This is a genomic window from Deltaproteobacteria bacterium (assembly GCA_016208165.1).
Lineage (GTDB): Bacteria > Desulfobacterota > Desulfarculia > JACQYL01 > JACQYL01 > JACQYL01.
This window is the reverse complement of the sequence record JACQYL010000029.1, coordinates 23901-45800: the sequence shown is the minus strand read 5'-3', so window position 1 is coordinate 45800 and position 21900 is coordinate 23901. Positions and strand designations below refer to the sequence as shown.

Sequence of the window (21900 nt, the reverse complement as noted above, 5' to 3'; positions counted from 1 at the left end):
TTTCGCATTTGGAATAGAGGACATTCGTGGAAAACCTGATAGAAGAGTTAAAGGCATTCGACTTGCCCGTGAGGGCGCGGGCCTGTTACCAGTGCGGCGCCTGCACGGGCGGCTGTCCGGTGGGCAGGTTCCGGTGGGACTTCAATCCACGGCGATTCATCGAGATGATCGTCCGGGGGCGCCTGGAGGAACTGGTGAAGAACCCCGGCCTATGGCTGTGTTCGCATTGCCTGACCTGCCTCGAGCGTTGTCCCCAGCAGATCGAGGTGTCCGAGATTATCATGCACGTGAAGAACGCCTCGGCGAGAAGGGGGTATGCGCCCGAGAACGATGTGAAAATGGCGGACCAGATCATGACTCGGGGCTGGAGCGAGGAACCGATCAAGCGGATGCTGAAGAAGCGAAGCAATCTGGGTCTCCCCGAGCCGGCTCCCGGCATCGGTGCGGAAGACCTCGCGGCCCTGGCTTCGATCCTTTGCTGGACGGCGAAGATGGAGACCTTCAAGAGAAGGGAAGAGGAGGTCCGGGAAGCGGACCCCGAAACCGAAGGAAACCCGGCGGAGTAGAGAACCTTGACCGAAAACAACGAATATCGTTTTTTCCCGGGATGCCTGATCCGGGCCCGGCTCCCGCATGTCGAGAAGTCGGCTCGGCTCGTCCTGAATAGACTGGGTGTGGGGCTCTCGGAAGTGGAAGGAGCCTCTTGCTGTCCGAATCCGGTCTATTTCCGGGATCTGGATCACGAAGCCTGGCTGATGCTGGCGGCGCGCAATCTCGCCATCGCCGGCAAACCGATGATGACGCTCTGCTCGGGCTGTTACAGCACGTTCCGTGAGGCCGAGCATGCGCTGGACGAGAGCCCCATGCTCCGGCGGAAGATTGGAGAGCACCTCGATCGTCTGGGACTGAAACTGCCCTCCGGGTCCCGGGCGGAGCATTTCGCCCGGTTCCTGTACGAGAAGGTCGGTCCGGCGAAGCTGGAAGAGCGGGTCGTCCGGTCCCTGAAGGGGCTGAAGGTCGTCTTTCACCCGGGCTGCCACCTTGTTCGCCCGTCACGGATTCACGAATTCGATGACCCGGACAACCCGACCAAACTCGAGGAATTGGTTTGGGCCCTGGGTGCGGAAGTCCTGGACTACCCCCGAAAGATGCTCTGTTGCGGCTTTACGGTCATGGGCGTGGATCGCGATCTGTCTCTGCGCATGGGATTCGAGAAACTGAAAATCATGAAAGAATCCGGGGCCCAGGCAGTGGTGCTGGTGTGTCCTTCGTGCATGGTGCAGCTCGACAGGAACCAGCGGCTGATCGAACAGGAATTCGACACGAAACTGTCTCTTCCCGTGTTCTATCTGACCGAACTCATCGGGCTGGCCTTTGGCGAATCGTCGGACAGCCTGGGGCTAGGTCTTCACCTGGTGGATGTAGAACCGCTGGTCCGGGAGTTGTTGGGACTGGAAGAGGATCGGGATGTGGATGTTTCCCCGTCCAGGGAGTGAGGTTCATGAGGCTAGGGAAAACCAAAAAGTCTAAAACCGTTGACGGGAACCTGCTTCTGCACCGCCGGATGATCGGCCTCGAGCAGGAGCTCTATCTGGATCGTCGGAAATGTTGCGGCTGCGGGGACTGTGAAAACCTCTGCCCCGCGGAGGCGGTGTCTTCGACGGAGCCGGTGGTGGACAACGGGACCGTCCGGAAGCGTGTGATCGTGGACGTGGATCCGGAGGAGTGCACGTTCTGCGGCGCATGCGCCGTCGTTTGCCCGGCTAAGGCGATTGCTTGGCGTGAAAACGAACGGACGGTTCCCAATGTTATTACTAAAGCCATCCTTCCGGCTTTGGACGAAGCCATCGAAGTCCGGGCGGAGGACTGCCGGATCGAGTGCGGGCTGGCTTGCGAGTCCTCGTGCCCGGTTGACGCCATCGAGGTCGAGACCGAGACCGGCGAGGACAAAGAGCGCATCGCCGAAGTGAGGATCGACCGGGAACAGTGCCTCTATTGCGGAAAATGCGAGCCCGCCTGTCCCTTCGATCTGATTGCGGTCCGGAGTGCGAGGTCCGGCGTGGTTTCGTTCAGGCCGGAACACTGTCTCCCGTCCTGCAGGGCCTGCACGGAGGTATGCCCCACCGGGGCCCTTTATGTGCAGGATGATCGGGTACGACTGGAAGAAGCACACTGCATCTACTGCCGGGCCTGCGCCGTCGTCTGTCCCGCAACCGAGGCCCTCGAGGTGAGGCGGGAACGGATTCGGGGTCTGCCGCTTTCTTCCGAATTGTGGGCGGACTACCAGGGCAAGCTCGTTTCCGCCGCCGCGAGGATTCGCTTGATCCGGGAAAACGCCGCCCGAAAGAGAGAACGGGCGTTTCGAACCCGCATCGATTGACCGTAAGGAGCCGTCATGCCTGAAAAAACGATGCTGCAATGCGACCGGAACCTGTGTAACGGCTGCCGCCTGTGCGAGATGGCCTGTTCGGCGGTAAAAGCGGGTGTCTTCGACCCGCGGGTATCGCGAATCAAGGTTCTCGAGGCGGGCAAAGGGATGGCCAAGGCCTACACCTGCGTGAGTTGCGAGGGGGATCCGGCGTGTGTGATGGCGTGCCCGCAGCGCGGGCTCTCCCGGGACCCCGCAACCCGGGCCATTCAGGTGCCGAAGGAACAGTGCAATCAGTGCGGCCGGTGCGTGGAAGCCTGCCCTTACGGGGCCATTGTGTTGATCTCGGAAGAGGAGCCGGCGGTGGTGTGCGACTTGTGCCCGGATCGGGATGAACCGGCCTGCGTGACGTTCTGTCCCACGGGGGCTCTCAAGGTTACCACCGCGCTCCCCATACCGAGAAAGGTCGCCAAACGGCAGATCAATATCAGCCTTGGATGCAACAACTGCGGACAATGCGTCACGACCTGCTCGTCCCAGATTCTAAAGGTGATCGACGGCTGGCTGGTTCCCACGGAACCGGCCAAGTGCCAGGTATGCGAGCATTGCGCCACCAATTGCCCCCTGCAGGCCATTCGCATCAATCGACGCAGCAAAGTCCTTTTTTGATGAGCGGCTCGGGTTATCTGCCGGCGGTAATACAGATTCTGAGGTGCTAACCGAGTTGAGCGGAAGGAGATTAGGATGGAGCCCTGGAAACCATGGGATGAGCTGTTGGCCGAACTCGAGGCCAAGGAGAACAAGGCGAAACTGGGCGGCGGCCCTGAAAAACAGGAGGCCCAGAAAGCCAAGGGAAAGCTTCTCTGCCGGGAACGGATCGACGCCCTGGTGGATCCCGGCACCTTCAGAGAGATCAATATGCTGGCCGAAACCCAGACCTTTGAATTCGACATGCAGGACAAGAAGATCCTGGGAGACGGTGTGGTTACGGGTATGGCGAAGATCAACGGCCGAAACGTCTTCGTATACTCCCAGGATGTAACGGTTTTCGGCGGCTCGGCCGGACGGGCCCATGGAGAAAAAATCAACCTGATGTTGCGTATGGCCCGCAGGGCGGGGGCGCCGGTCATCGGGCTGTACGAGTCGGCGGGGGGCCGTATCCAGGACGGCATGCAAAATGAGTCCGGCTATGGGCAGATGTTTTTCGAAAATACCCAATGCTCGGGCGTTGTGCCGCAGATTGCAGCCATCATGGGCGCCTGCACCGGTGGAGGGGTTTATTCACCCGCTATCATGGACTTTATCGTCCAGGTCAAGGGAACGGCGCAAATGTTTATTACCGGCCCGGCGGTCATCAAAGAAGTCACGGGCGAAGAAATTTCCTTCGAAGGTTTAGGCGGGTATGCGGTTCACACAGGTAAATCCGGAGTGGCTCACTTTGCAGCCGAAAACGACCTTGAATGTTGCGAGTTGATCCGGAGACTGCTGTCCTATCTGCCCCAGAACAACCGTGAGGTACCTCCCGCAAAAGAGTTGGAAGACGATCCGGAACGAACCAACGATATTCTGACGGAGATCGTTCCCGCCGAACCGCGGAAGACCTACGATATGGGTCGTGTGATTCGCGAACTCATGGACATGGACACTTTCTTGGAGGTCCACGCCTCTTTTGCGAAGAGCATGATCGTGGGATTCGGCCGGCTGAGCGGCAAGGTCGCAGGCGTGGTGGCCAATCAGCCCAAGTACCTGGGGGGCACCATCGACATCGATGCCGCGGACAAGGCGGCGCGGTTCATCCGGTTTTGTGACTGCTTTAATATCCCGCTGATCGTGCTGGCTGACGTGCCCGGCTACCTTCCGGGTTCCGATCAGGAGCGGCGGGGCATCATCAGACACGGGGCAAAGATGCTCTATTCGTTTTCCGAGGCCACCGTACCCAAAATCACCATTGTTTTGAGAAAATACTACGGCGGCGCCATACCGGCCATGTGCTGCCACGAGACGGGGGCGGACATCCTTCTGGCCTGGCCCACGGCCGAATTTGCCATGCTCGGTTCCCAAGCGGCCGTACCGATCCTTTACAGAAAAGAAATCGCGGAGGCCGACGACCAGGAGAAGGTCCGGCAAGAGAAAATCGTCGAGTATAAAGAGACCATATTGTCGCCTTATTACTCAGCATCCAAGCAATACATAGATGGGGTGATCCATCCCAAGGACACGAGACGATGGCTGATCTGGGCGTTGGGGGTCTTCAAGGACAAGAAACCGGAAGGCGCGATATGGCGAAAGCACGGTAATATACCGCTTTAGCCGGCTTTCGTGGAAAGTCCTACTCCGAATCGTTTGGAGAAAGTATTTCAAAACAGTGCTGACCGGAATCGAACAGCGATCCGGTTAACCGGAAGAATGCACGGCAGCGCACTAATCAGTTGAGGAGTTCGAAATGGCGGGACCGCTTACGGGCGTGAAAGTGTTGAGTTTTGGACGCGTCTTGGCAGGACCGTACGCGGCCATGTTAATGGCGGATCTTGGCGCCGAGGTCTTTAAGATCGAGGACCGGGAGAAGGGTGATATGGCCCGAAACAATGGTCCCTTCATCAAAGACGTCAGTTCCTATTTCCTCAGTGTCAACAGAGGCAAAAAGAGCGTTGGCTTGAACATGCGTCACGATAAGGCTCAGAAATTGCTCCTGAAGCTGATTGGTACAATCGATATCCTGGTGGAGAACTTTCGTCCGGGCGTCATGAAAAAGATGGGGCTTGACTATGATTCGCTCAAAGAGCTGAACCCCGGCTTGGTCTATGTTTCCATTTCAGGCTTTGGGCAGTACGGCCCCTATGCTCAGAAACCGGCCTTTGATATGATCGCCCAAGGCATGGGCGGCACGGTGAGTATCACGGGGGAAGCCGACAGGCCGCCCGTTCGCGTAGGCTATTCCATTGGAGATATCGGAGCGGCCCTCTATGCTGTGACCGCTGCCATGGCTGCCTTGTACGAGCGCGAAAAAACCGGACTGGGCCAACAGGTGGACGTGGCCATGCTAGACTGTCAGGTGGCTCTGTGCGAGAATGCCTGCGCGCGCTACTTCGCTACCGGGGAGGTCCCTCGTCCACTTGGGAGCCGGCATCCTATTGTTACACCTTTCCAAGTCTTTCCAACGAAGACCGATGACATGGTCGTCATCACGTTTCGGGATGAGGAGTGGAGAAATCTGTGTCGCGTGATCGGACGGGAAGAATGGATCGAAGACGAACGGTTTAACACGTCGGCGAATAGGACGGAGCATCACGCCGAGCTGGAACCTCTGCTCGTAGAGATCTTCAAGCAGAAGACCCGGGACGAATGGCTGAATCTGCTCGAGCAGCAAGGGATTGTGGTGAGTCCGGTGAACAATATTCAGCAGGCTGTCTCGGATCCGCACGTCCTTGAGAGGGAAATGATATTAGCCGTGGACCATAGCCGCCTCGGGAAAGTGAACGTGGTGGGTACGCCGATGAAATTCTCGCGTACTCCCTGTCGGATCGAAAAGGCGTCGCCGGACCTGGGCGAGCATACAGCCGAATTCCTCGAGGAATGGCTCGGTTTGTCACCGGAAGAGATTGATAGTCTGAGGGTGGAAAAGGTAATCTAAAAAAAGCCCTCCGTGGAAAAAAAGTTTTCGTCGTAACAGACGCTCGGACAACCTTAGGAAGAGCTGTAAAGCAGCCCCGAGGCATTAAAAGGAGACGCGAATATGGCTGTGGAAAAGATATTCATTCTTCCGAGCGGTTTTCTGGACATCGACCGATCCATTTTCCTCTCCAACACGGACATGGGCCGAGTGATCAAGGCCCCGGTGTATACCATTCTTCTCATGGATACTGAAGGGCCGATCCTCATTGACGCAGGTCTGAACACAGACGGTCTCACTGAGCCGGAAAAGACCTGGGGGCCGCGAGCCAAGATCATCAAACCGCACTTGACGCAGGAGGACGATGTTCGTCTCAGGTTGAAGGCGTTGGGTTTATCGGTCTCGGACATCAGGATGGTGATTCTGACGCACATGCACTGGGATCATACCGGCGCCTTGCGCTTTTTCAAGCACTGCCCCATTATTGTACAAAAGGAAGAGTATCGGTTTGCCTTCAACCCGGATCCGTTCATTTCGGCGCCGTACATGGCCAATCACTTCAAGCACCCTCTGGACTTTCAGCTTCTGGAGGGAGACGGGTTTGTAACATCCGATGTTTCGGTCATCAGGACTCCGGGACACACACCCGGACACCAGTCGGTTTTGGTGAAGACGGCGGATGGAAGATTCTGCATTTTTCCCGGTGACGCCATGCCCCTTGTGGAGAATCTGGAACGGAAGATACCGCTCAGCAATGCTTATAGCGCCAAGCAGTGTGTGGAAAGCCTCTATCGCCTGGAACATCTGGCTCGCTTGCTCGATGCCGACATCATTCCTTCCCACGATATGGCGGCTTACGAGGCGCTAAACAAGAGTCCCGAGGCTCTGTAGGGGGCGAAACCCGGCCGTAGCAGGCCCGCAAACGAACTAAGGAGGCTTATACCATGGCTTTGATGACGGCTGAACAATACGAAGAGAGCTTGCGAGCTCTGAACCTGAAGGTCTACATGTTCGGGAAAAAGCTTGAGAACGTGGTGGATGATCCCATCATCCGTCCTTCCATGAACGCAGTTGCCGTCACGTATGAGTTGGCTCATCAACCGGAATACGAAAACCTCATGACGGCTCGATCCCACCTCACGGGTGAAAAGATCAATCGTTTTACTCATATACACCAGAGCGTGGACGATCTTGTCAAGAAGAGCAAGATGGGGCGTTTGCTGGGCAGACTGACGGGTTGCTGCTTTCAGAGATGCGTGGGTATGGATGCCCTGAACGCCCTTTCCATTGTTACCTACAATACGGACCGGAAGCACGGGACCACGTACTACGATCGCTTTCTGGATTACCTCCGCCATGTTCAGGAAAGAGACCTGATCTGCGACGGGGCCATGACGGATCCAAAGGGGCACAGAGGGACCCCTCCTCACAAGCAGCCCGACCCGGATCATTTCGTTCACGTGGTGGAAGAGCAATCCGACGGCATCATCGTCCGGGGAGCCAAGGCGCATCAGACCGGAGCGGTCAACTCTCACGAAATCATCGTGATGCCGACCCTGGCCATGCGAGAGGAAGACAGGGACTATGCCGTGAGTTTCGCATTGCCCAGCGATACAAAAGGAATCACCTATATTGTGGGTCGCCAATCCTGTGATACCCGAAAACTGGAAGGCGGCTGCATGGACCGGGGAAATGTCCTTTACGGGGGACATGAAGCACTGGTTGTCTTCGAAGATGTGTTTGTCCCCTGGGACAGAGTGTTCATGTACAAAGAGCATGAGATGGCAGTGCAGCTGGTGGAGAGTTTTGCCGGCTACCATCGCCAGAGTTACGCATGCAAAGTCGGAGTCGGAGACGTTCTAATCGGCGCGGCCCAGTTGGTGGCCGAATATAATGGAGTGGCCGGGGCCAGCCATGTAAAGGACAAGCTCATCGAGATGAATCATCTCAATGAAACACTCTATTGCGGCTGCATCGCCTGCGCTTCGGAAGGATACCAGGAACCCAGCGGAACGTATTCGGTGGACACGCTGCTGGCCAATGTGCACAAACAGAACGTGACGAGGTTTCCCTACGAGATTTCAAGACTGGCGCAGGATCTCGCGGGCGGACTCATGGTCACCTGTCCATCGGAACAGGATTTGAACTCGCCGGAAGTGGGCCATCTGGTGACCAAATACCTGCAGGCCGATCCTAATGTTTCCATGAAGGACCGGATGCACGTGCTCCGGCTCATCGAAAATTTGACTCTAGGCGCCGCCGCTGTTGGATACCTGACCGAGTCCATGCATGGAGCAGGTTCTCCTCAGGCCCAGCGGGTCATGATCGCGAGACGAGTGGATATGCAGGAAAAGATCAAAGCGGCGAAAAGACTCTGCGGCATTACGGAATAGGACTCATTCGGGGAAAAACGGCTCAATGCCGGCGGCTCTCGTCGGACGACTCGTCCGTATCCGCTTCGGCCGCTTCTGAATAGGTAGGTTGCACGAACGAAACCGCCCCTGTCTCCGGGACAGGGGCGGTTTGCGGGTACGGGGAAAGGTGTTTTTCCACCTTCGGTTCGAGGGCCGGTAACACAGATACCTAAGCCAATTCTGCGCGTTATCAGCCGGGTACCCCGGCGCCGGCGGGCTTCACCAACCACGATTTGTTTTCAACGGTCAGAGTCAGCCCGAAAAGCTCCTTGCTCGCTTGTCGTATGAACCGGTCAAATTCGTCGGTCAAGTCCAGGTAATTGACAAATACGTATTTCAGGGCTTCGTCAGGCTCTTGAGCCTCGACTTCCCATGTGCCGTTCTTTGTCCAAATTCCTTTGGATGCATCCAATTTTCGCTGTTCTACTGTCCACTTAGCCATGTTACTCCTTTCGTTCAGACTGCTTTACCGTCGCCGCTCGGCCCGGTTGCCTGTCAGAAGGCTCCGCGGAACCCCATATCCCAGGGAATTCAGAAGACCTTCCACCTGCCCGTTCTCAGGACCGGCCGGGCTTCAGGGTTGATAGGTGATTTCAGTCTCTGCGATCGGCGCGGCGCCTTGGAAAACCATGATTCCAAACAACGGATGCATTATCCATTTTCAATGATGATATGTAAACCGTTACGTGTAATAGGAATTTCACTCAAGCCAAGAACTGAGTTGACGATACTAGCTTGAAGGTGGCAACGTAAAACGATCACTTGTTGTCGGCGAACGGAGAACACAGGAAGACGGATGATGCGCGTCCAAAACCCGAATCCCAAAATGTCTGAACCCGAGTACTTGCGGCGGCTTTACAAGTATCATTATCAAGGAGCCTGGCTCCGATCGGGCGCAAGTTTATTCATGTGGCTGTTCGCCTTGACGGCTTACGGGTTGCATCTTATCGGACCGAACAACTTCTTCGGTATCAGTGCTACCGTCGTTTACCTCATCCTGATCAATCCGCCCGTTTTGTGGTTGTTGAGGCGCATTTCGAATCGACGGCTTGCGGATGGTTTCTCTCTTTTCGTCAATCTATTGGATGTCATCGGGTACACGGCTGTCATCTACTTCCTGGGAGGCATCAGGGCCTTGTACTTGACACCCCTGTACGCTGTCCTCACAGCGTATTTGGGTGCAATCGGCCCTTGGAGATTACCGTTTATCGTAGCTTCGTTTTGTGGAATTGCCCTGGCCGGCTCGGTGGCATTGGAGCATTTCGGATTCCTTCCCAGTCAGGACCCCCTCCAAAGTATGCCCCTGCCCGGACTGAATCAGGCCGCCATAGTAATCACGGTGATCTGTTATCTTCAGGTGGCGGCTTTTGTCTCGGCGTATACCGGGCGTCTCTTGAAAAGAAGTGAGCGGGATCTACGCAAAAAGAATATCGAGCTTGAAGAGAAGACAAACCATTTGCAGTACGTTGAGAAAGAATTGCTCATCGCCCAGCAAGCGATGGAAAAGCGAGTTATAGAAAGAACCAGCGACCTTAGAAATGCGAATAAGCAGCTGAATGATGAAATATCTGTGCGCAGGCGCGCCGAAGAGGCGCTGCGGGAGAGCGAGGAGCGTTATAGGCAGCTTTCCGACGGAATCACGGATGTCTTTTTCGCATTGGATCGTGGGCTGAACTGCGTTTTCTGGAATAAGTCTTCCGAGAATCTTACCGGGATTCCTGCGGCCGAGGCTATCGGAACCTCTTTCTATGAACTGTTTGCAGGCATCAAGGGGTCAATGATTGAACAACTATGTATCAACGTTTTAAGTACCGGTGAGGCGAACAGTTCGGAGTCTGAAATCGAGATTAAGTCCACACGCTATTTTCTTGATGTAAATGTCTATCCAACCCCCAGTGGAATCGTTGTACTTGCAAAAGATATTACTTATCGGAAACTGGTGGAGGAGGAGAAGCAAACACTTCAATACAGACTCAATGCCGTCAAGAGAGTGGACGCCATTGCTACCTTGGCGGGTGGAATAGCTCACCAGTTCAACAATAAAATATCTGCCATAACCGGCTACTTGGATCTGGCAAGCATAAACTATGAGGATCGGGACAAAGTAGCGAGGTATTTTAAATCAATGAGGGAATCCGCCCGAAGCATGACCCAGCTTACCGAACAGCTTCTGGCTTACGCCCGGGGAGGAAAATATCGGGTCAAAGAGGTAGTAATGAGTGACTTCATTCGAGACACGCTGCCCGTACTTCTGGATTCGCTCAAGGATTCAATGGAGGTGGAGACAAAGCTGCCGCCCGATGTGCGGAGTGTCGAAGCAGACGTGACTCAGCTGCAAATGGTGCTGTCCGCCATATTGAACAACGCATCTGAAGCGCTTGAAGGGAAGGGTAGAATTCGGATCTCGTGCGCAAACGAAGCCATCAGCCAGGATCGGATAAACGGTTTTCAGGTGGTACCCGGACGTTACGTATGCGTGAGCATCGAGGATAACGGAAAAGGAATGGATGAAGTTACAAAGCAGCGGATCTTCGAACCTTTCTTCACAACCAAGTCCACCGGTCGAGGTCTGGGTATGGCGGCCGTATATGGCATTGTGAAGAACCACGGAGGTTGGATCACGGTTGCATCTGAAATGGGAAAAGGCACCATAGTCAGGCTTTACTTCCCCGCCCTTGAACCTCATGCGGTCGAGGAAGAAAACGAAAAGCCCGATACTCCGGAACTGGGTGGGACCATTCTGGTTATTGAAGACGAAGAAATGGTTATGAACGTAACCTCGGAAATGCTGGAGGCTATGGGCTATCGCGTGTTGAGAGCAAAGACAGGCAAAGAGGCTTTAGAAATCGCCAAAACGTTTGATAGAGAAATTGATCTTGCTATTCTGGATGTCGTATTGCCGGACATGGGGGGTAAGGCGCTGTATCTGCTGCTTGTCGAAGCGCGCCCAAATCTGAAAGTAATCGTTTGCAGCGGCTATTCGGTTGACGGGCCGGCGCGTGAGATCCTGAACGCAGGGGCTGAAGGTTTTCTGCAGAAGCCTTTGACAATTTCTCAACTGTCGAGGAAACTCAAAGAAATTCTTTCCGTCGTGCCCTTGAGATGAAGCCCACACGCTACATCAGAAGCGAGGAAAACCAATGAAGAGGACGAGCATTCTGAATTTGGCCGTTCTCCTTGCCGTTTTGTGGCTGACGGCCGCTTCGGCATGGAGCGATAAGGGCATTCGCGTTATCAAGGACAATACGGGACGGCAAGTGGGCAGTTATCATCAAAGTTACGCTCTGCTGATCGGAGTTTCCAATTATACGGCCGGGTGGCCAAATCTGGAAAACATACCTGATGAGTTGGAAGGAGTCGAATCCGCCCTTAAAGGACAGGGTTTCAACGTTGAGAAAGTCCTCAACCCGGGAGCCGACGAAATGAAACGGGCTTTCGAGGAATTCATCAATCGTTACGGTCTGTATGAGGATAATCGGTTACTCTTCTTCTTTTCGGGGCATGGGCATTCACGCAAAGAAGGAAAAGAAGGCTATATCGTCCCTGCCGACGCCCCTGATCCCAGATTCGACGACATTGGATTCGTTCAAAAGGCCATCAGCATGAGGCAAATCGTAACTTGGGCCCGGCGTATTGAATCCAGGCACGCCCTGTTTCTTTTCGACAGCTGTTTCTCTGGAACGGTTTTCAAAGTTCGCGCCCTACCGGAACAGCCTCCTCACATTTCGGATCTTACCGCGCGGCCCGTTCGTCAATTCATCACAGCCGGGAGCGCAGGGGAAACCGTACCCGCCAGGAGCGTGTTCGTGCCTTCCTTTGTCCGGGCCATTGACGGAGAAGCGGACTTTGACCGTGACGGCTACGTGACGGGCACGGAACTGGGCATGTTTCTTCATCGAAAGGTGCTTTCCTACGATGCGCGGCAGACGCCTCAATATGGAAAAATCAAGGATCCGGATCTGGATGAAGGAGATTTCGTATTCCACAAGACCATCGCAACGCTCACTCCGCTCGGGGGAAAGGGAGGGCTGACCGTGGACTCCAATGTGGACAACGCTCAGGTCTTTTTGGACGGCATCGAAGTAGGGGTCACGCCATTTTCAGATGTCCCGGTCTCTGTGGGCGAACACGAGGTTACGGTCCGAAAAGAAGGGTACAATCTCTTTTCCAGAAGAGTTTCTTTTCAAGCGGGCCGAACCGTTTCCCTTTACGTAGACCTTGAAAAAGAACGAGTCGACAACGCCCGGCTTAATGTGTCCACACAGCCCGATGGCGCCCGGGTGAAGCTCGTTAACATCAAGCCCGGGTTTGTTCAAGGAATGGAGCTCAAACCGGGTAGCTATCGTCTCGAGGTATCCGCCGAGGGATGGGAACCATATGATAGCTGGATAAATCTGTTGCCGGGCGAGGACAAAAACATCGAGGTCCGACTTTCCCCTGCCAAGGCCGAATGGCCGCACTTTACCACGGGTAATGTCTCACAAAGGGTAGGGGAGAAGGCGTGGAATTGGACGGTATTTATTCAGGGGGAGGATCGTGATTTGGCTGTGGTTCAATGTGTGGAGTACACGCTCCATCCGACCTTTCCTAACCCCGTCAGAAAGGTATGCGACAGGGGTCAAGGGCCGCACGCCTTCCCTTTGTCCACGTCAGGGTGGGGAACGTTTGAGATCAAAATCCGGGTTCAGCTCGTGGACGGGCGAAGTATGCAATTGACGCACCGGTTGAAGTTCTATTAGAACGATGTATCAAATCCCCACGGGCAACGCATTCTTGCGCTTCCGGGGGGCTTTGGACTTCCTCTTTTGGAATAGGGTTGAGCGCCGGGGTCTTGGCGAACGGGGCGAAACGTACCGGACGCCCTTTTAGAATTAGCCAACTGTTTCCCGGAATTCACGCGATAGGGTATTTACATTCCCAAACCCTCCGGGTTAGAGTACGGTCCGCTTAGATTAACCTTGTGCGAATCGGCGCATGAAAACGTCGCTGCCGTTTTCAACCACGATACATACCATGTGCGCACATTGAAACTAAACAAAGGAGGTTCCCCGTGGCCATAGTAACTATTTCACGCGGCTCTTATAGCAAAGGCAAGGAAATTGCCGAGAAGGTGGCCAAAGAGTTGGGCTATGAATGCGTGTCTCGTGATATTCTACTCGAGGCGTCCGAACAGTTCAACATTCCGGAAATAAAACTCGTGCGTGCGCTCCACGACGCTCCCTCCGTGCTAGGCCGGTTTACTTTTGGCAAAGAAAAATATGTGGCTTTTATAGAAGAGGCTTTCCTGCAACATATGCAAAAGGACAACATTGTCTACCACGGACTGGCCGGCCATTTTTTCCTGAAGAACGTAGGCCACGCGTTGAAAGTCCGTATTCTTGCCGATTTGGAAGACCGGATTCGGCTCGAAATGGAGCGAGAGAAGATCTCCGAAGACGAGGCACGGCATGTGCTCAAGAAAGATGATCACGAACGGCATAAATGGGCCATGGCTTTATATGGCGTTGATACGACGGATCCATTCCAATACGATCTGGTGCTTCATATCGGGAAAATGACGGTGTCCGACGCAGTGGACATCGTCTGCCACACCGCGAGGCTGCCTCATTTCCAGACCACGGACGAGTCCCGAAGGATTCTTGCCAACATCGTGCTGGCCTCTCGGGCAAAAGTGGAGATCGTGAAGGAATGGCCCCCAGTAAGCGTTTGCGCAGAGAACGGTGTCCTATTTGTGGACACCAAATGCAGGATGCAGCAGGAAGGAGAAGTCGTTGCAAGGATCGAGGAGGCGGCAAGACGTGTGCCCGGCGTGAAAGAGGTGCGCGTTTCGACCCACCCGATTGTTTAGCCTGTCCCGAGGCGAAGGAGTCGGAAGGGATCCTTTGAATTCTCTCGGTCTCAGGAGGCTTACTCAAACTCGATTTCCGGGGGAAGCGCACAGAGCGAAAAGTGCAATAAACAGAGGCCGGGGCATTCATCATCGCGAAGTACCCCGGCCTCTATGGATGGACTTACATTAAATCCTGAGGATCGCCCGGTCCGAATAACATCAGGCACGAATCAGCAGCCGATGAGCCGTGCCACTTCTTCCCTATGGTAGGCGGGGTCCCCCAAGGCCACCTCATTGGCCTTGGCCCGTTTGAGGTAGATGTGCATATCATGCTCCCATGTGAAGCCCGTTCCACCAAGCACCTGGATGGCCCCCGCCGAAACGTTCCTGAACGTTTCCGAGCAATACGTTTTCGCAACGGAAGCGGCGAGTTCAGCCTCCTCGGAGCTTCCATGGTCCTGGGCCCAAGCGGCCCAGTATAACACGGATCGCGAGCCCTCGACTTCGAGAAGCATCTGGGCGCACCGGTGCTTGATCGCCTGGTAGCTTCCTATGGGCTGGTCGAACTGGTGACGTATCTTCGCGTACTCGACGGCCATCTCCATGGCCCGCTGAGCGCCGCCCACACTTTCCGCACACAAACCTACCTGAGCCCTCTGCAACACCCTGCGTAAAGGCGCCCATCCCCGGTGAACCTCACCCAGCACGGCTTGTCGTGGCAGGCGGACCTTGTCAAAATGCACCTCGCAAAGCTTTCGACCTTGGTCCATGGTCTTCAGAAGATTCACCGAAACGCCCGGTGTCTCCCGATTCAAAAGGAAGAGAGAGATCCCTTCGGCAGGATCGTTGCCGGGCATGGTCCGGGCCGCGCAGATGATGAAATCGGCTCCGTGGGCATCCGGCACGAACCCCTTGACGCCATTCAGAATATACCCATCACCGTCGGCCCGGGCTTCCATTTGAACATATCCGGGTACCGCCCCTCCGGCCGGCTCGTGCAGGGCCAGGGTCCCCCGGATGTCACCCGAAGCTATTCGGGACAGAAATGCCTGCTTTTGGTGGTCGCTCCCGGTCTCCAACAGCGTCTCCGCAGCCAGGAGGACTGTCGAGAAGAAAGGTCCCGGCAACGCCGTACGGCCCATCTCTATGAGCACAACGCAGAGGTCCAGAAGATCCAGGCCCATGCCATCGTAGGATTCCGGGATCCTCAGCATCATCCATCCCATTTCCGCCATTTTGGACCATAACTCGTCCGTACATCCATGTTCATCCTCGAGGAGCAGCCTCACCTTGTCCATGGGGCACTCGTTGTCCAGGAACCGACGGGCTTGCCTTGCGATTTCAATCTGGTCTTCATTGAAGCTCAGGTCCATTCCTTTACCTCCCTTCACGCCGGACGGCTCTTGAGACATCTTTGGGCAGACCCAGTACGCGTTCTCCTATGATATTCCTCAGAATCTCCGAGGTGCCGGCCTCGATGGTGTTGCCCTTGCTTCTCAGAAACAGGTGCTGCCAGAATCCGTTGTCGATGGCCGACGGCGAATCCTTCATGATCTGATGATAAGGACCCTGTATCTGCATGGCCGTCTCGCCCATCTTTTGGTGCAGCTCGCTCCACAGGAGTTTACCGATGGAGCCCTCGGGGCCCGGAATCTCGTTCTTGATCAACTTGGATACGTTCCGATACCCGTTGTACTTGAGAACCATGAGTTCGATGTAGCACTGGGCCATCTGCTGCCGGTATATGGGGTTCTCCAGAACAGCCTGTCCGTTCCGCTTCACCTGCCCGGCCATGTTCAGCATCCTCCTAAGCTCATCGGAATACAGAGCCGCCATGCTGATATCTCCGATGACGCGTTCGAACATCAGGGTGGTGATGGCTATCTGCCACCCCTGTCCCTCAACCCCTACGCGCATTGCCTCGGGCACTCGCACGTCTTCCAGGAAAACCTCGTTGAACTCGGGCTCGCCCGTTATTTGTCGGATGGGCCGCACTTCAATTCCGGGGAGCTTCATGTCCATCAGAAAATAGCTCAACCCTTTGTGCTTGGCCGTGTTGGGATCGGTTCGGGCCAAGAGAATACAGTAGTCCGCGATGTGAGCAAAACTGGTCCAGGTCTTTTGTCCGTTGATGATATATTCGTTGCCACGCTTCTCGGCGCGGGTAGACACGTTCGCCACGTCCGATCCCGCGTTGGGCTCACTGAATCCCTGACACCAGATGTGACTGCCGTCCAGAATCCTGGGCAAAAAAGATCGCTTATGTTCCTCGGTTCCGCAGATGTGAATCGTGGGGCTGGCCATACCATGCCCGATAATCCCAACACTACCGAAATCCCTGTATATGGGAGCGAGCAGTTCCAGGACAATGATCTCCTCCATGAGGCTTCCGCCCCTTCCCCCATATTCTTTGGGATACCGTATCCCTGCATAGCCGCCCTGGAAAAGCGCCTTCTGAAAACGGCTGTATTCCTGAACGCGCTTTTCCCAGGTATCCGGCAGCCGATACTCACCGGAGCGGTAGCCTTCGGGCAGGTTTTGCTCCAGCCAGCAGAGCAGGTCACTCTTGAATGCTTCTTCCTTCGGGCTGAGTCTGAAATCCATCCGTTCCTCCTTTATGTGGACAGGTCCTGGGGAACACCCACGGTGCTTATCTGGGCAGCTTTTGGTTGAATATCGGTTCCTTCCTTTCGTGAAAAGACCGGCTTCCGGTTGAAATCCCCGGACGAGACCGAAAAAGCGAGTTGACCTGGAGATACTACCCTACCACCGTTGGATTTCCAAGACTCATCTGAGTTCGGGCACCGGTTATTGCCGGTGTTTCGGCCACAAGCCTCGAGCGCACCTGTCCGTGATGGAATGCCGCATAACTGAACTCCAAGCAGAAATCCGGCGTCATGGTTCGATCGTGTTCTTGACAAGCGGACCTTTTTCGCAAAGAACTATCTCTTGAAACTGACCTTTTTCTAAATGGATCGCACAAATATAGAAGTTCGTTTTTTCGAGGGAGGAACTAATGAAGCTGTTCGAGCCGATTCGTATCGGGTCGATGACCCTGAAAAACCGCGTCGCTTTCGGCCCCACCCACATGGGCTATTGCACGGACAAAGGAGAGGTAACGGATCAACTCCTCTGCCACTATAGCGCACGGGCCAGAGGCGGGGTCGGCCTGGTTATCGTGGAGGGCGCCGGATTCACGGGAAAGTACGCATTCAGTATGCGCCGCGGGCTGGCCTGCATGGGCGATCCGTACCGCAAAGGATTGAAGGAGCTTGCCGAAGTAATTCATTTTGCGGGCGCCAAAGCCGTGGTTCAAATTGTGCTTGGACAAGGGGCTCAGGCTCTCTTCAGGCATCCAAGGAGAGACCTCGTCGGCCCTTCGGCGGTTCCCGCGCGTATCGACCAACGGAATCTGCCCAAACCGTTGAAAATGATCGGAGAGGTTCAGGGCGAACCCCCGAGACCGTTGACCACGGACGAGATCGAGGAGCTGATCCGGGGCGCAATAACCGCGGCCAGGACACTGAAAGAGGCGGGTTTTGACGGGGTTGAACTCCACGGCGCCCACGGATACCTGGTGGCCGAATTCATTTCCCCTCTGTTCAATCAGCGGCAAGACGCCTATGGCGGGACTTTCGATAAACGTCTGGCCCTTCCGCTCCGCTTGATCGAAGGCGTACGCGAAACAGTGGGCGAGAAATTCGTCATCGGATTCCGAATAAGCGGGAGCGAGCATGTGGAGGGAGGCCTCGAAATCGAGGACTCCGTGCGGGCGGCGCGCCGGTTCGAGGAGGCGGGTCTGGACTATTTGCATGTGTCGTCCGGATGCTACCAGGCGCTCAGATGGACCTTTCCGGAAAGCGAAGGCCTCATGCTGGCGGAGGCCAAGGCGTTCAAACAGGGACTCGGCATTCCGGTCATCTGCCCCAACATCCACGATCCTCGAACGGCGGAGAAAGCCATCCGGCAAGGCGCAATGGACGTGGCTTCTCTTTGCAGAGCTCTCCTCGTGGATCCCGATTGGCCCATCAAGGCGCTGGAAGAACGTTTCGACGAAATTCGACGCTGCGTGTTCTGCTTCACGTGCGCCAAATCCATCATGATCGAAGGAACCGGCGTCCGATGTTCGCAAAATCCGGAACTTGGCTGGGAACGGTTTCTGCCGAAGACGTACCCAATCCCTCCACACAGGTCAGGCACGAAGGAGGGTTCCTCCGTTGGCTAGAGATGCCCCGGGTCGTCCGGGTATCCGGCACTGTTTCCGAGTGCGCATCGGATCATGGATGCGAGGGGAGGGGGCGGAAAAGGCATCAGGGGAGATACTGCGACCGGTTGCGACAGGCGTTCCGCCAAAGACGGCGTGTTCATGGCTGAAACGGAAAAAGCTGCTGAGGGATACTTTTTCAAGTTTCCTCAGTAAATCAAACAGGGGGCATTCTGACGGGCGTTGCCGACTAGATGACTTTCCTTTCCTTTTCACCCCAATAGGGGGCTCTCAACTCCCTTTTCAATATTTTCCCGTAGTTGTTTTTCGGCAGGGCGTCAACAAAATCCACGGACTTGGGCTTCTTGTAGCCGGCGATGTTTTGCTTGCAGAAGTCGATCAACTCCTTCTCCGTGGCTTGTCTTCCCGGAACCAGAGACACAATGGCTTTGATGGCTTCCCCCCATCTGGCGTCAGGAACGCCTATGACGGCAACTTCTCTCACAGCGGGATGTTGTATGAGCGCCTCTTCGATTTCTCTCGGGTAGATGTTTTCGCCTCCGCTGATGATCATGTCCTTGGAACGGTCCATGATGAATAGATAGCCCTGTTCGTCGAGGTACCCCATATCGCCGGTGTGCAGCCAGCCGCTTCTCAAAGTGTCGGCCGAGGCTTCCGGATTGCGCCAGTAACCTTTCATGACCAGATCGGAGCGGGTTACGATCTCACCCATCTTGCCGGGAGGCAGGGGACGGTCCTCTGAATCGAAGATGGCGACTTCCACATCCGTACGCGGGATACCGGCTGATGCAAGTCGGGCCTTCTGCTGCGGAGCGCCCTCCATGACGTGGTCCCAATGAGGCAGATAGGTGATGGTCATGGGAGATTCCGCCTGACCGTAAAGTTGAACCAGACAGGGTCCCAGCTTTCGCATGGCTTCCATCAGGTCTTCCACGAGCATGGGGGCGCCGCCGTAGTTCAGGGCCCTCATTGAACTGAGATCATACCGGCTTAGGGTCGGGTGATCCAGCAGGAGGCGAATCATGGTGGGAGCCGCGAACATGTTGGTCACCCCATGCTCCTGTATGGTCTTGAAAACGAGTTCGGGCTCGAAGGATTTGGAATCCAGTATGATGTTCGCCGCGGCTTTGCCGATATTGGGCAGGGAGTAACAGCCGCTTCCGTGGGAAAGGGGCGCTGCGTGAAGAATGACGTCCTTGGGACCAAATCCGGGGCAAATGTCCGCATAGAAGTTCATGGACATGGCCAAGAGGTTTCGATGCGTGAGCATAGCGCCTTTGGGCAACCCCGTGGTGCCGGATGTATAGAATATCCACGCTACGTGATCCGGTTCCACATTCACGTCTTCAAACGCATCGGATGCCTTCGAGAGCAGGGTCTCGTAGTCCATCAACTCCCCGCCGGCTTTCGACAACGTGATCAGGTGTCGGGCCTGGGGTATCTGATCGCGGATCTCCAGCAAGGGTTCGTCGAACTCGGGTGAGGTGAGCACGGCTTTGGCTTCCGAGTGATGGATAATAAAAGCGAACTCCTTGGGATGCAGCCTGAAATTGATGGGAACCGCACCGAGTCCGGCTTTGTAACAGGCGAACATGGACTCGAGCATTTCAGGGTAGTTGTACATGAGAATGGCCGCGTTGTCCCCCGGCTTCAGCCCTAAGCCTTGGAGGGCATTTGCGAGCCGGTTCACCCTCTGATTGAACGCTCTGTAGGTTAGTCTTTTTGAACCGCGGGCCACGGCCAAATTCTCAGGGAACGCCCGGGCGGATTTGGTCAACAGCGTACCAACGTTCATATAACACCTCGATCGTGGCTATATTCTTATTACGTCTACCCACAGGGTAGCCGAGAGTAAGCCTCTTGGAACAGGTTCCCGCTGGTTCTCTCCCCAAATGGTTGGAGTGCGTTTCGGTGTCCAGTGCCCAAAACAGTTGCGGTTCAACGCAGTTCACAAGCTTTCGGTATGTAGCGATTTAGGAAGCAAGCGTCTTATGACATCGAAAGGCTCTTGAAAGAGAGACGGATCTTTCCGCCCGTGACCGATGTGATCACACATATGCGGCAGTCCCGATGGCTCTTGGACCAACCACGAGACATCCTTTACCTAAGCTGCTTTTATCCTTTTAAGAGTTGCATGGTCTGAGGCAGCCAATAACTGAGAACGGGAAACAGGAACAAAATCGCCGTGCTGACCAGCTCGAATATTACGAACCAGAGACACCCCTTGAATATGTCGGTCAACGGCACGTCCCTCACCACACCGGCCAGGACATATACATTCAGTCCCACCGGGGGCGTAATCAGTCCGATTTCGCATAGTTTGGTCGAGAGTATACCGAACCAGAGAGGGCTGAATCCAAGCTGATCAACCACTACGGGAAACATGATGGGCAGAGTGACCAGCAGTAAGGAAAAAGAGTCCAGCAACATGCCCAGGGGGATATAGATCACCAGGAACATGGCTACGATGTACCAGGGAGATAGGGGCAAAGTGGCAACCCAGGCGGAGATCATCTGCGGCACCTGGGCCAGAGTCAGGAAAAAACTGTACAATCCGGCCCCCACGATAACGATGAATACCATACAGGTTGTGCGCAACGTGGAAATGAAACATTCAGATATATCAAATTTCAGGCCGCTTCCACTCCCTTTTCTTCTGAATATCATGCCTAAAAATGCCGCGAAAGAACCTACCGCCGCCGCCTCAGTCGGTGTGAACCAGCCGATGTATATTCCGCCTACTACGATCGAAAACAGCAGAAGCACTCCCCAGGCTTTGGTCAGGGAGGCGAATCGTTCTCCCCATGAGACACTGACGGGTTCCGGCGCCAAGGTGGGTTCGATCCGGCTCAGAAACATAAGCCCCAGCACGTAAACGACCACGGAAAGGATGCCCGGAATGACCCCGGCCACCAGCATGGATCCCACCGATGTGTCGGTCACCACTCCGTAGAAAACCAGGATAACGCTGGGTGGAATCATGATGCCGAGCACTCCGCCGGCGGCCACAATACCGCAGGCCAGTTTGGGATCGTAACCCTGCTTGCGCATTTCCGGTATGGCCACGGCGCCCATGGTGGCCGCGGTGGCTACGCTCGACCCCGAACAAGCCGCGAAGCCGGCGCTGCCGATGATCGTGGCTACGCCCAGCCCTGCTGGAAACCGGGAAAACCATTTTCGGCCGACCGTAAAAATATCCGATCCCAGACCCGCCTTGAACGCGAAGCCGCCCATGATGACGAAGAGAGGCACCACCACCATTAAGTAGCTGGCTGTCTGGACATACGGGTAAACCTTGAGTTGGCTAAGGGCCATGTCCCAGCTCGAAATGGCCACGCATCCCAAAAAACCGGTCAGTCCCAGTGAAACGTAAACAGGGATCCCGATGGCGAGCAGAATCAGCACCACAGGCACACTCAGAAATACAGCCGTTGTTGGGTCGAGCATGATGTA

At 55.3% G+C, this 21900-nt stretch carries 17 protein-coding genes; 12 read left to right on the top strand and 5 right to left on the bottom strand.

Annotated features, from left to right (window positions below):
* Positions 1–26: 26 nt before the first annotated feature.
* From HY788_06420 to HY788_06385, 8 genes are all read left to right on the top strand, one after another.
* Positions 27–566, top strand: coding sequence for a 4Fe-4S dicluster domain-containing protein (locus HY788_06420; protein MBI4773804.1), 540 nt, complete (start codon positions 27–29; stop codon positions 564–566).
* Positions 567–572: 6 nt separating this feature from the next.
* Positions 573–1496, top strand: a complete 924-nt coding sequence (locus HY788_06415) for a CoB--CoM heterodisulfide reductase iron-sulfur subunit B family protein (protein ID MBI4773803.1) — start codon at positions 573–575, stop codon at positions 1494–1496.
* 5 nt (positions 1497–1501) lie between these two features.
* Positions 1502–2380 (top strand): 4Fe-4S binding protein, encoded by an 879-nt coding sequence (locus HY788_06410; protein ID MBI4773802.1) that lies wholly within the window; start codon positions 1502–1504, stop codon positions 2378–2380.
* Positions 2381–2395: 15 nt separating this feature from the next.
* The gene (locus HY788_06405; protein ID MBI4773801.1) at positions 2396–3037 is read left to right on the top strand and encodes a 4Fe-4S binding protein; all 642 of its coding nucleotides are present in this window, start codon (positions 2396–2398) and stop codon (positions 3035–3037) included.
* Positions 3038–3112: 75 nt separating this feature from the next.
* Positions 3113–4678, top strand: a complete 1566-nt coding sequence (locus HY788_06400) for an acyl-CoA carboxylase subunit beta (protein MBI4773800.1) — start codon at positions 3113–3115, stop codon at positions 4676–4678.
* A 133-nt stretch (positions 4679–4811) separates the two neighbouring features.
* Positions 4812–5999, top strand: coding sequence for a CoA transferase (locus HY788_06395; protein MBI4773799.1), 1188 nt, complete (start codon positions 4812–4814; stop codon positions 5997–5999).
* Positions 6000–6101: 102 nt separating this feature from the next.
* Complete coding sequence (locus tag HY788_06390; GenBank protein MBI4773798.1) at positions 6102–6869, top strand: N-acyl homoserine lactonase family protein; 768 nt, start codon at positions 6102–6104, stop codon at positions 6867–6869.
* Positions 6870–6922: 53 nt separating this feature from the next.
* On the top strand, positions 6923–8371 hold the full coding sequence (locus HY788_06385) for a 4-hydroxyphenylacetate 3-hydroxylase family protein (GenBank protein MBI4773797.1): 1449 nt from the start codon (positions 6923–6925) through the stop codon (positions 8369–8371).
* 211 nt (positions 8372–8582) lie between these two features.
* Here the strand turns inward: HY788_06385 and HY788_06380 are convergent, their stop codons facing one another.
* Positions 8583–8834: a hypothetical protein gene (locus HY788_06380; protein MBI4773796.1), complete on the bottom strand. Its 252-nt coding sequence runs from the start codon at positions 8832–8834 to the stop codon at positions 8583–8585.
* 354 nt (positions 8835–9188) lie between these two features.
* Here HY788_06380 and HY788_06375 point away from each other — a divergent pair, with 354 nt between their 5' ends.
* The 3 genes from HY788_06375 (at position 9189) to HY788_06365 (ending at position 14240) form a co-directional block, all read left to right on the top strand.
* Positions 9189–11498 carry a response regulator gene (locus HY788_06375; GenBank protein MBI4773795.1) on the top strand — a complete coding sequence of 770 codons (2310 nt, stop codon included), beginning with the start codon at positions 9189–9191 and terminating at the stop codon, positions 11496–11498.
* A gap of 34 nt (positions 11499–11532) precedes the next feature.
* Positions 11533–13131, top strand: coding sequence for a PEGA domain-containing protein (locus HY788_06370; GenBank protein ID MBI4773794.1), 1599 nt, complete (start codon positions 11533–11535; stop codon positions 13129–13131).
* A gap of 311 nt (positions 13132–13442) precedes the next feature.
* Positions 13443–14240 (top strand): cytidylate kinase-like family protein, encoded by a 798-nt coding sequence (locus HY788_06365; GenBank protein MBI4773793.1) that lies wholly within the window; start codon positions 13443–13445, stop codon positions 14238–14240.
* Positions 14241–14452: 212 nt separating this feature from the next.
* Here the strand turns inward: HY788_06365 and HY788_06360 are convergent, their stop codons facing one another.
* Both HY788_06360 and HY788_06355 read right to left on the bottom strand, forming a co-directional pair.
* Positions 14453–15595 (bottom strand): acyl-CoA/acyl-ACP dehydrogenase, encoded by a 1143-nt coding sequence (locus HY788_06360; GenBank protein MBI4773792.1) that lies wholly within the window; start codon positions 15593–15595, stop codon positions 14453–14455.
* A gap of 4 nt (positions 15596–15599) precedes the next feature.
* A complete protein-coding gene (locus HY788_06355) occupies positions 15600–16826 on the bottom strand; it encodes an acyl-CoA dehydrogenase family protein (GenBank protein ID MBI4773791.1) in 1227 nt (408 codons plus the stop codon).
* Positions 16827–17238: 412 nt separating this feature from the next.
* Between HY788_06355 and HY788_06350 the strand changes: the two genes are divergently transcribed.
* On the top strand, positions 17239–18447 hold the full coding sequence (locus tag HY788_06350) for an NADH:flavin oxidoreductase (protein MBI4773790.1): 1209 nt from the start codon (positions 17239–17241) through the stop codon (positions 18445–18447).
* A gap of 229 nt (positions 18448–18676) precedes the next feature.
* On the opposite strand, the gene HY788_06345 is transcribed toward HY788_06350, so the two are convergent.
* Together HY788_06345 and HY788_06340 are read right to left on the bottom strand one after the other, a co-directional pair.
* Positions 18677–20242, bottom strand: coding sequence for a long-chain-fatty-acid--CoA ligase (locus HY788_06345; GenBank protein ID MBI4773789.1), 1566 nt, complete (start codon positions 20240–20242; stop codon positions 18677–18679).
* 320 nt (positions 20243–20562) lie between these two features.
* A complete protein-coding gene (locus HY788_06340; protein MBI4773788.1) occupies positions 20563–21894 on the bottom strand; it encodes a TRAP transporter large permease in 1332 nt (443 codons plus the stop codon).
* Positions 21895–21900 lie beyond the last annotated feature (6 nt).

What these genes read in the sequence shown, in the direction of transcription:
- HY788_06410 (MBI4773802.1), top strand. Translation starts at nt 1,502, where the DNA reads ATGAGGCTAGGGAAAACCAAAAAGTCTAAAACCGTTGACGGGAACCTG.
- HY788_06405 (MBI4773801.1), top strand. Translation starts at nt 2,396, where the DNA reads ATGCCTGAAAAAACGATGCTGCAATGCGACCGGAACCTGTGTAACGGC.
- HY788_06400 (MBI4773800.1), top strand. Translation starts at nt 3,113, where the DNA reads ATGGAGCCCTGGAAACCATGGGATGAGCTGTTGGCCGAACTCGAGGCC.
- HY788_06395 (MBI4773799.1), top strand. Translation starts at nt 4,812, where the DNA reads ATGGCGGGACCGCTTACGGGCGTGAAAGTGTTGAGTTTTGGACGCGTC.
- HY788_06390 (MBI4773798.1), top strand. Translation starts at nt 6,102, where the DNA reads ATGGCTGTGGAAAAGATATTCATTCTTCCGAGCGGTTTTCTGGACATC.
- HY788_06385 (MBI4773797.1), top strand. Translation starts at nt 6,923, where the DNA reads ATGGCTTTGATGACGGCTGAACAATACGAAGAGAGCTTGCGAGCTCTG.
- HY788_06380 (MBI4773796.1), bottom strand. Translation starts at nt 8,834, where the DNA reads ATGGCTAAGTGGACAGTAGAACAGCGAAAATTGGATGCATCCAAAGGA.
- HY788_06375 (MBI4773795.1), top strand. Translation starts at nt 9,189, where the DNA reads ATGATGCGCGTCCAAAACCCGAATCCCAAAATGTCTGAACCCGAGTAC.
- HY788_06370 (MBI4773794.1), top strand. Translation starts at nt 11,533, where the DNA reads ATGAAGAGGACGAGCATTCTGAATTTGGCCGTTCTCCTTGCCGTTTTG.
- HY788_06360 (MBI4773792.1), bottom strand. Translation starts at nt 15,595, where the DNA reads ATGGACCTGAGCTTCAATGAAGACCAGATTGAAATCGCAAGGCAAGCC.
- HY788_06355 (MBI4773791.1), bottom strand. Translation starts at nt 16,826, where the DNA reads ATGGATTTCAGACTCAGCCCGAAGGAAGAAGCATTCAAGAGTGACCTG.
- HY788_06350 (MBI4773790.1), top strand. Translation starts at nt 17,239, where the DNA reads ATGAAGCTGTTCGAGCCGATTCGTATCGGGTCGATGACCCTGAAAAAC.
- HY788_06345 (MBI4773789.1), bottom strand. Translation starts at nt 20,242, where the DNA reads ATGAACGTTGGTACGCTGTTGACCAAATCCGCCCGGGCGTTCCCTGAG.
- HY788_06340 (MBI4773788.1), bottom strand. Translation starts at nt 21,894, where the DNA reads ATGCTCGACCCAACAACGGCTGTATTTCTGAGTGTGCCTGTGGTGCTG.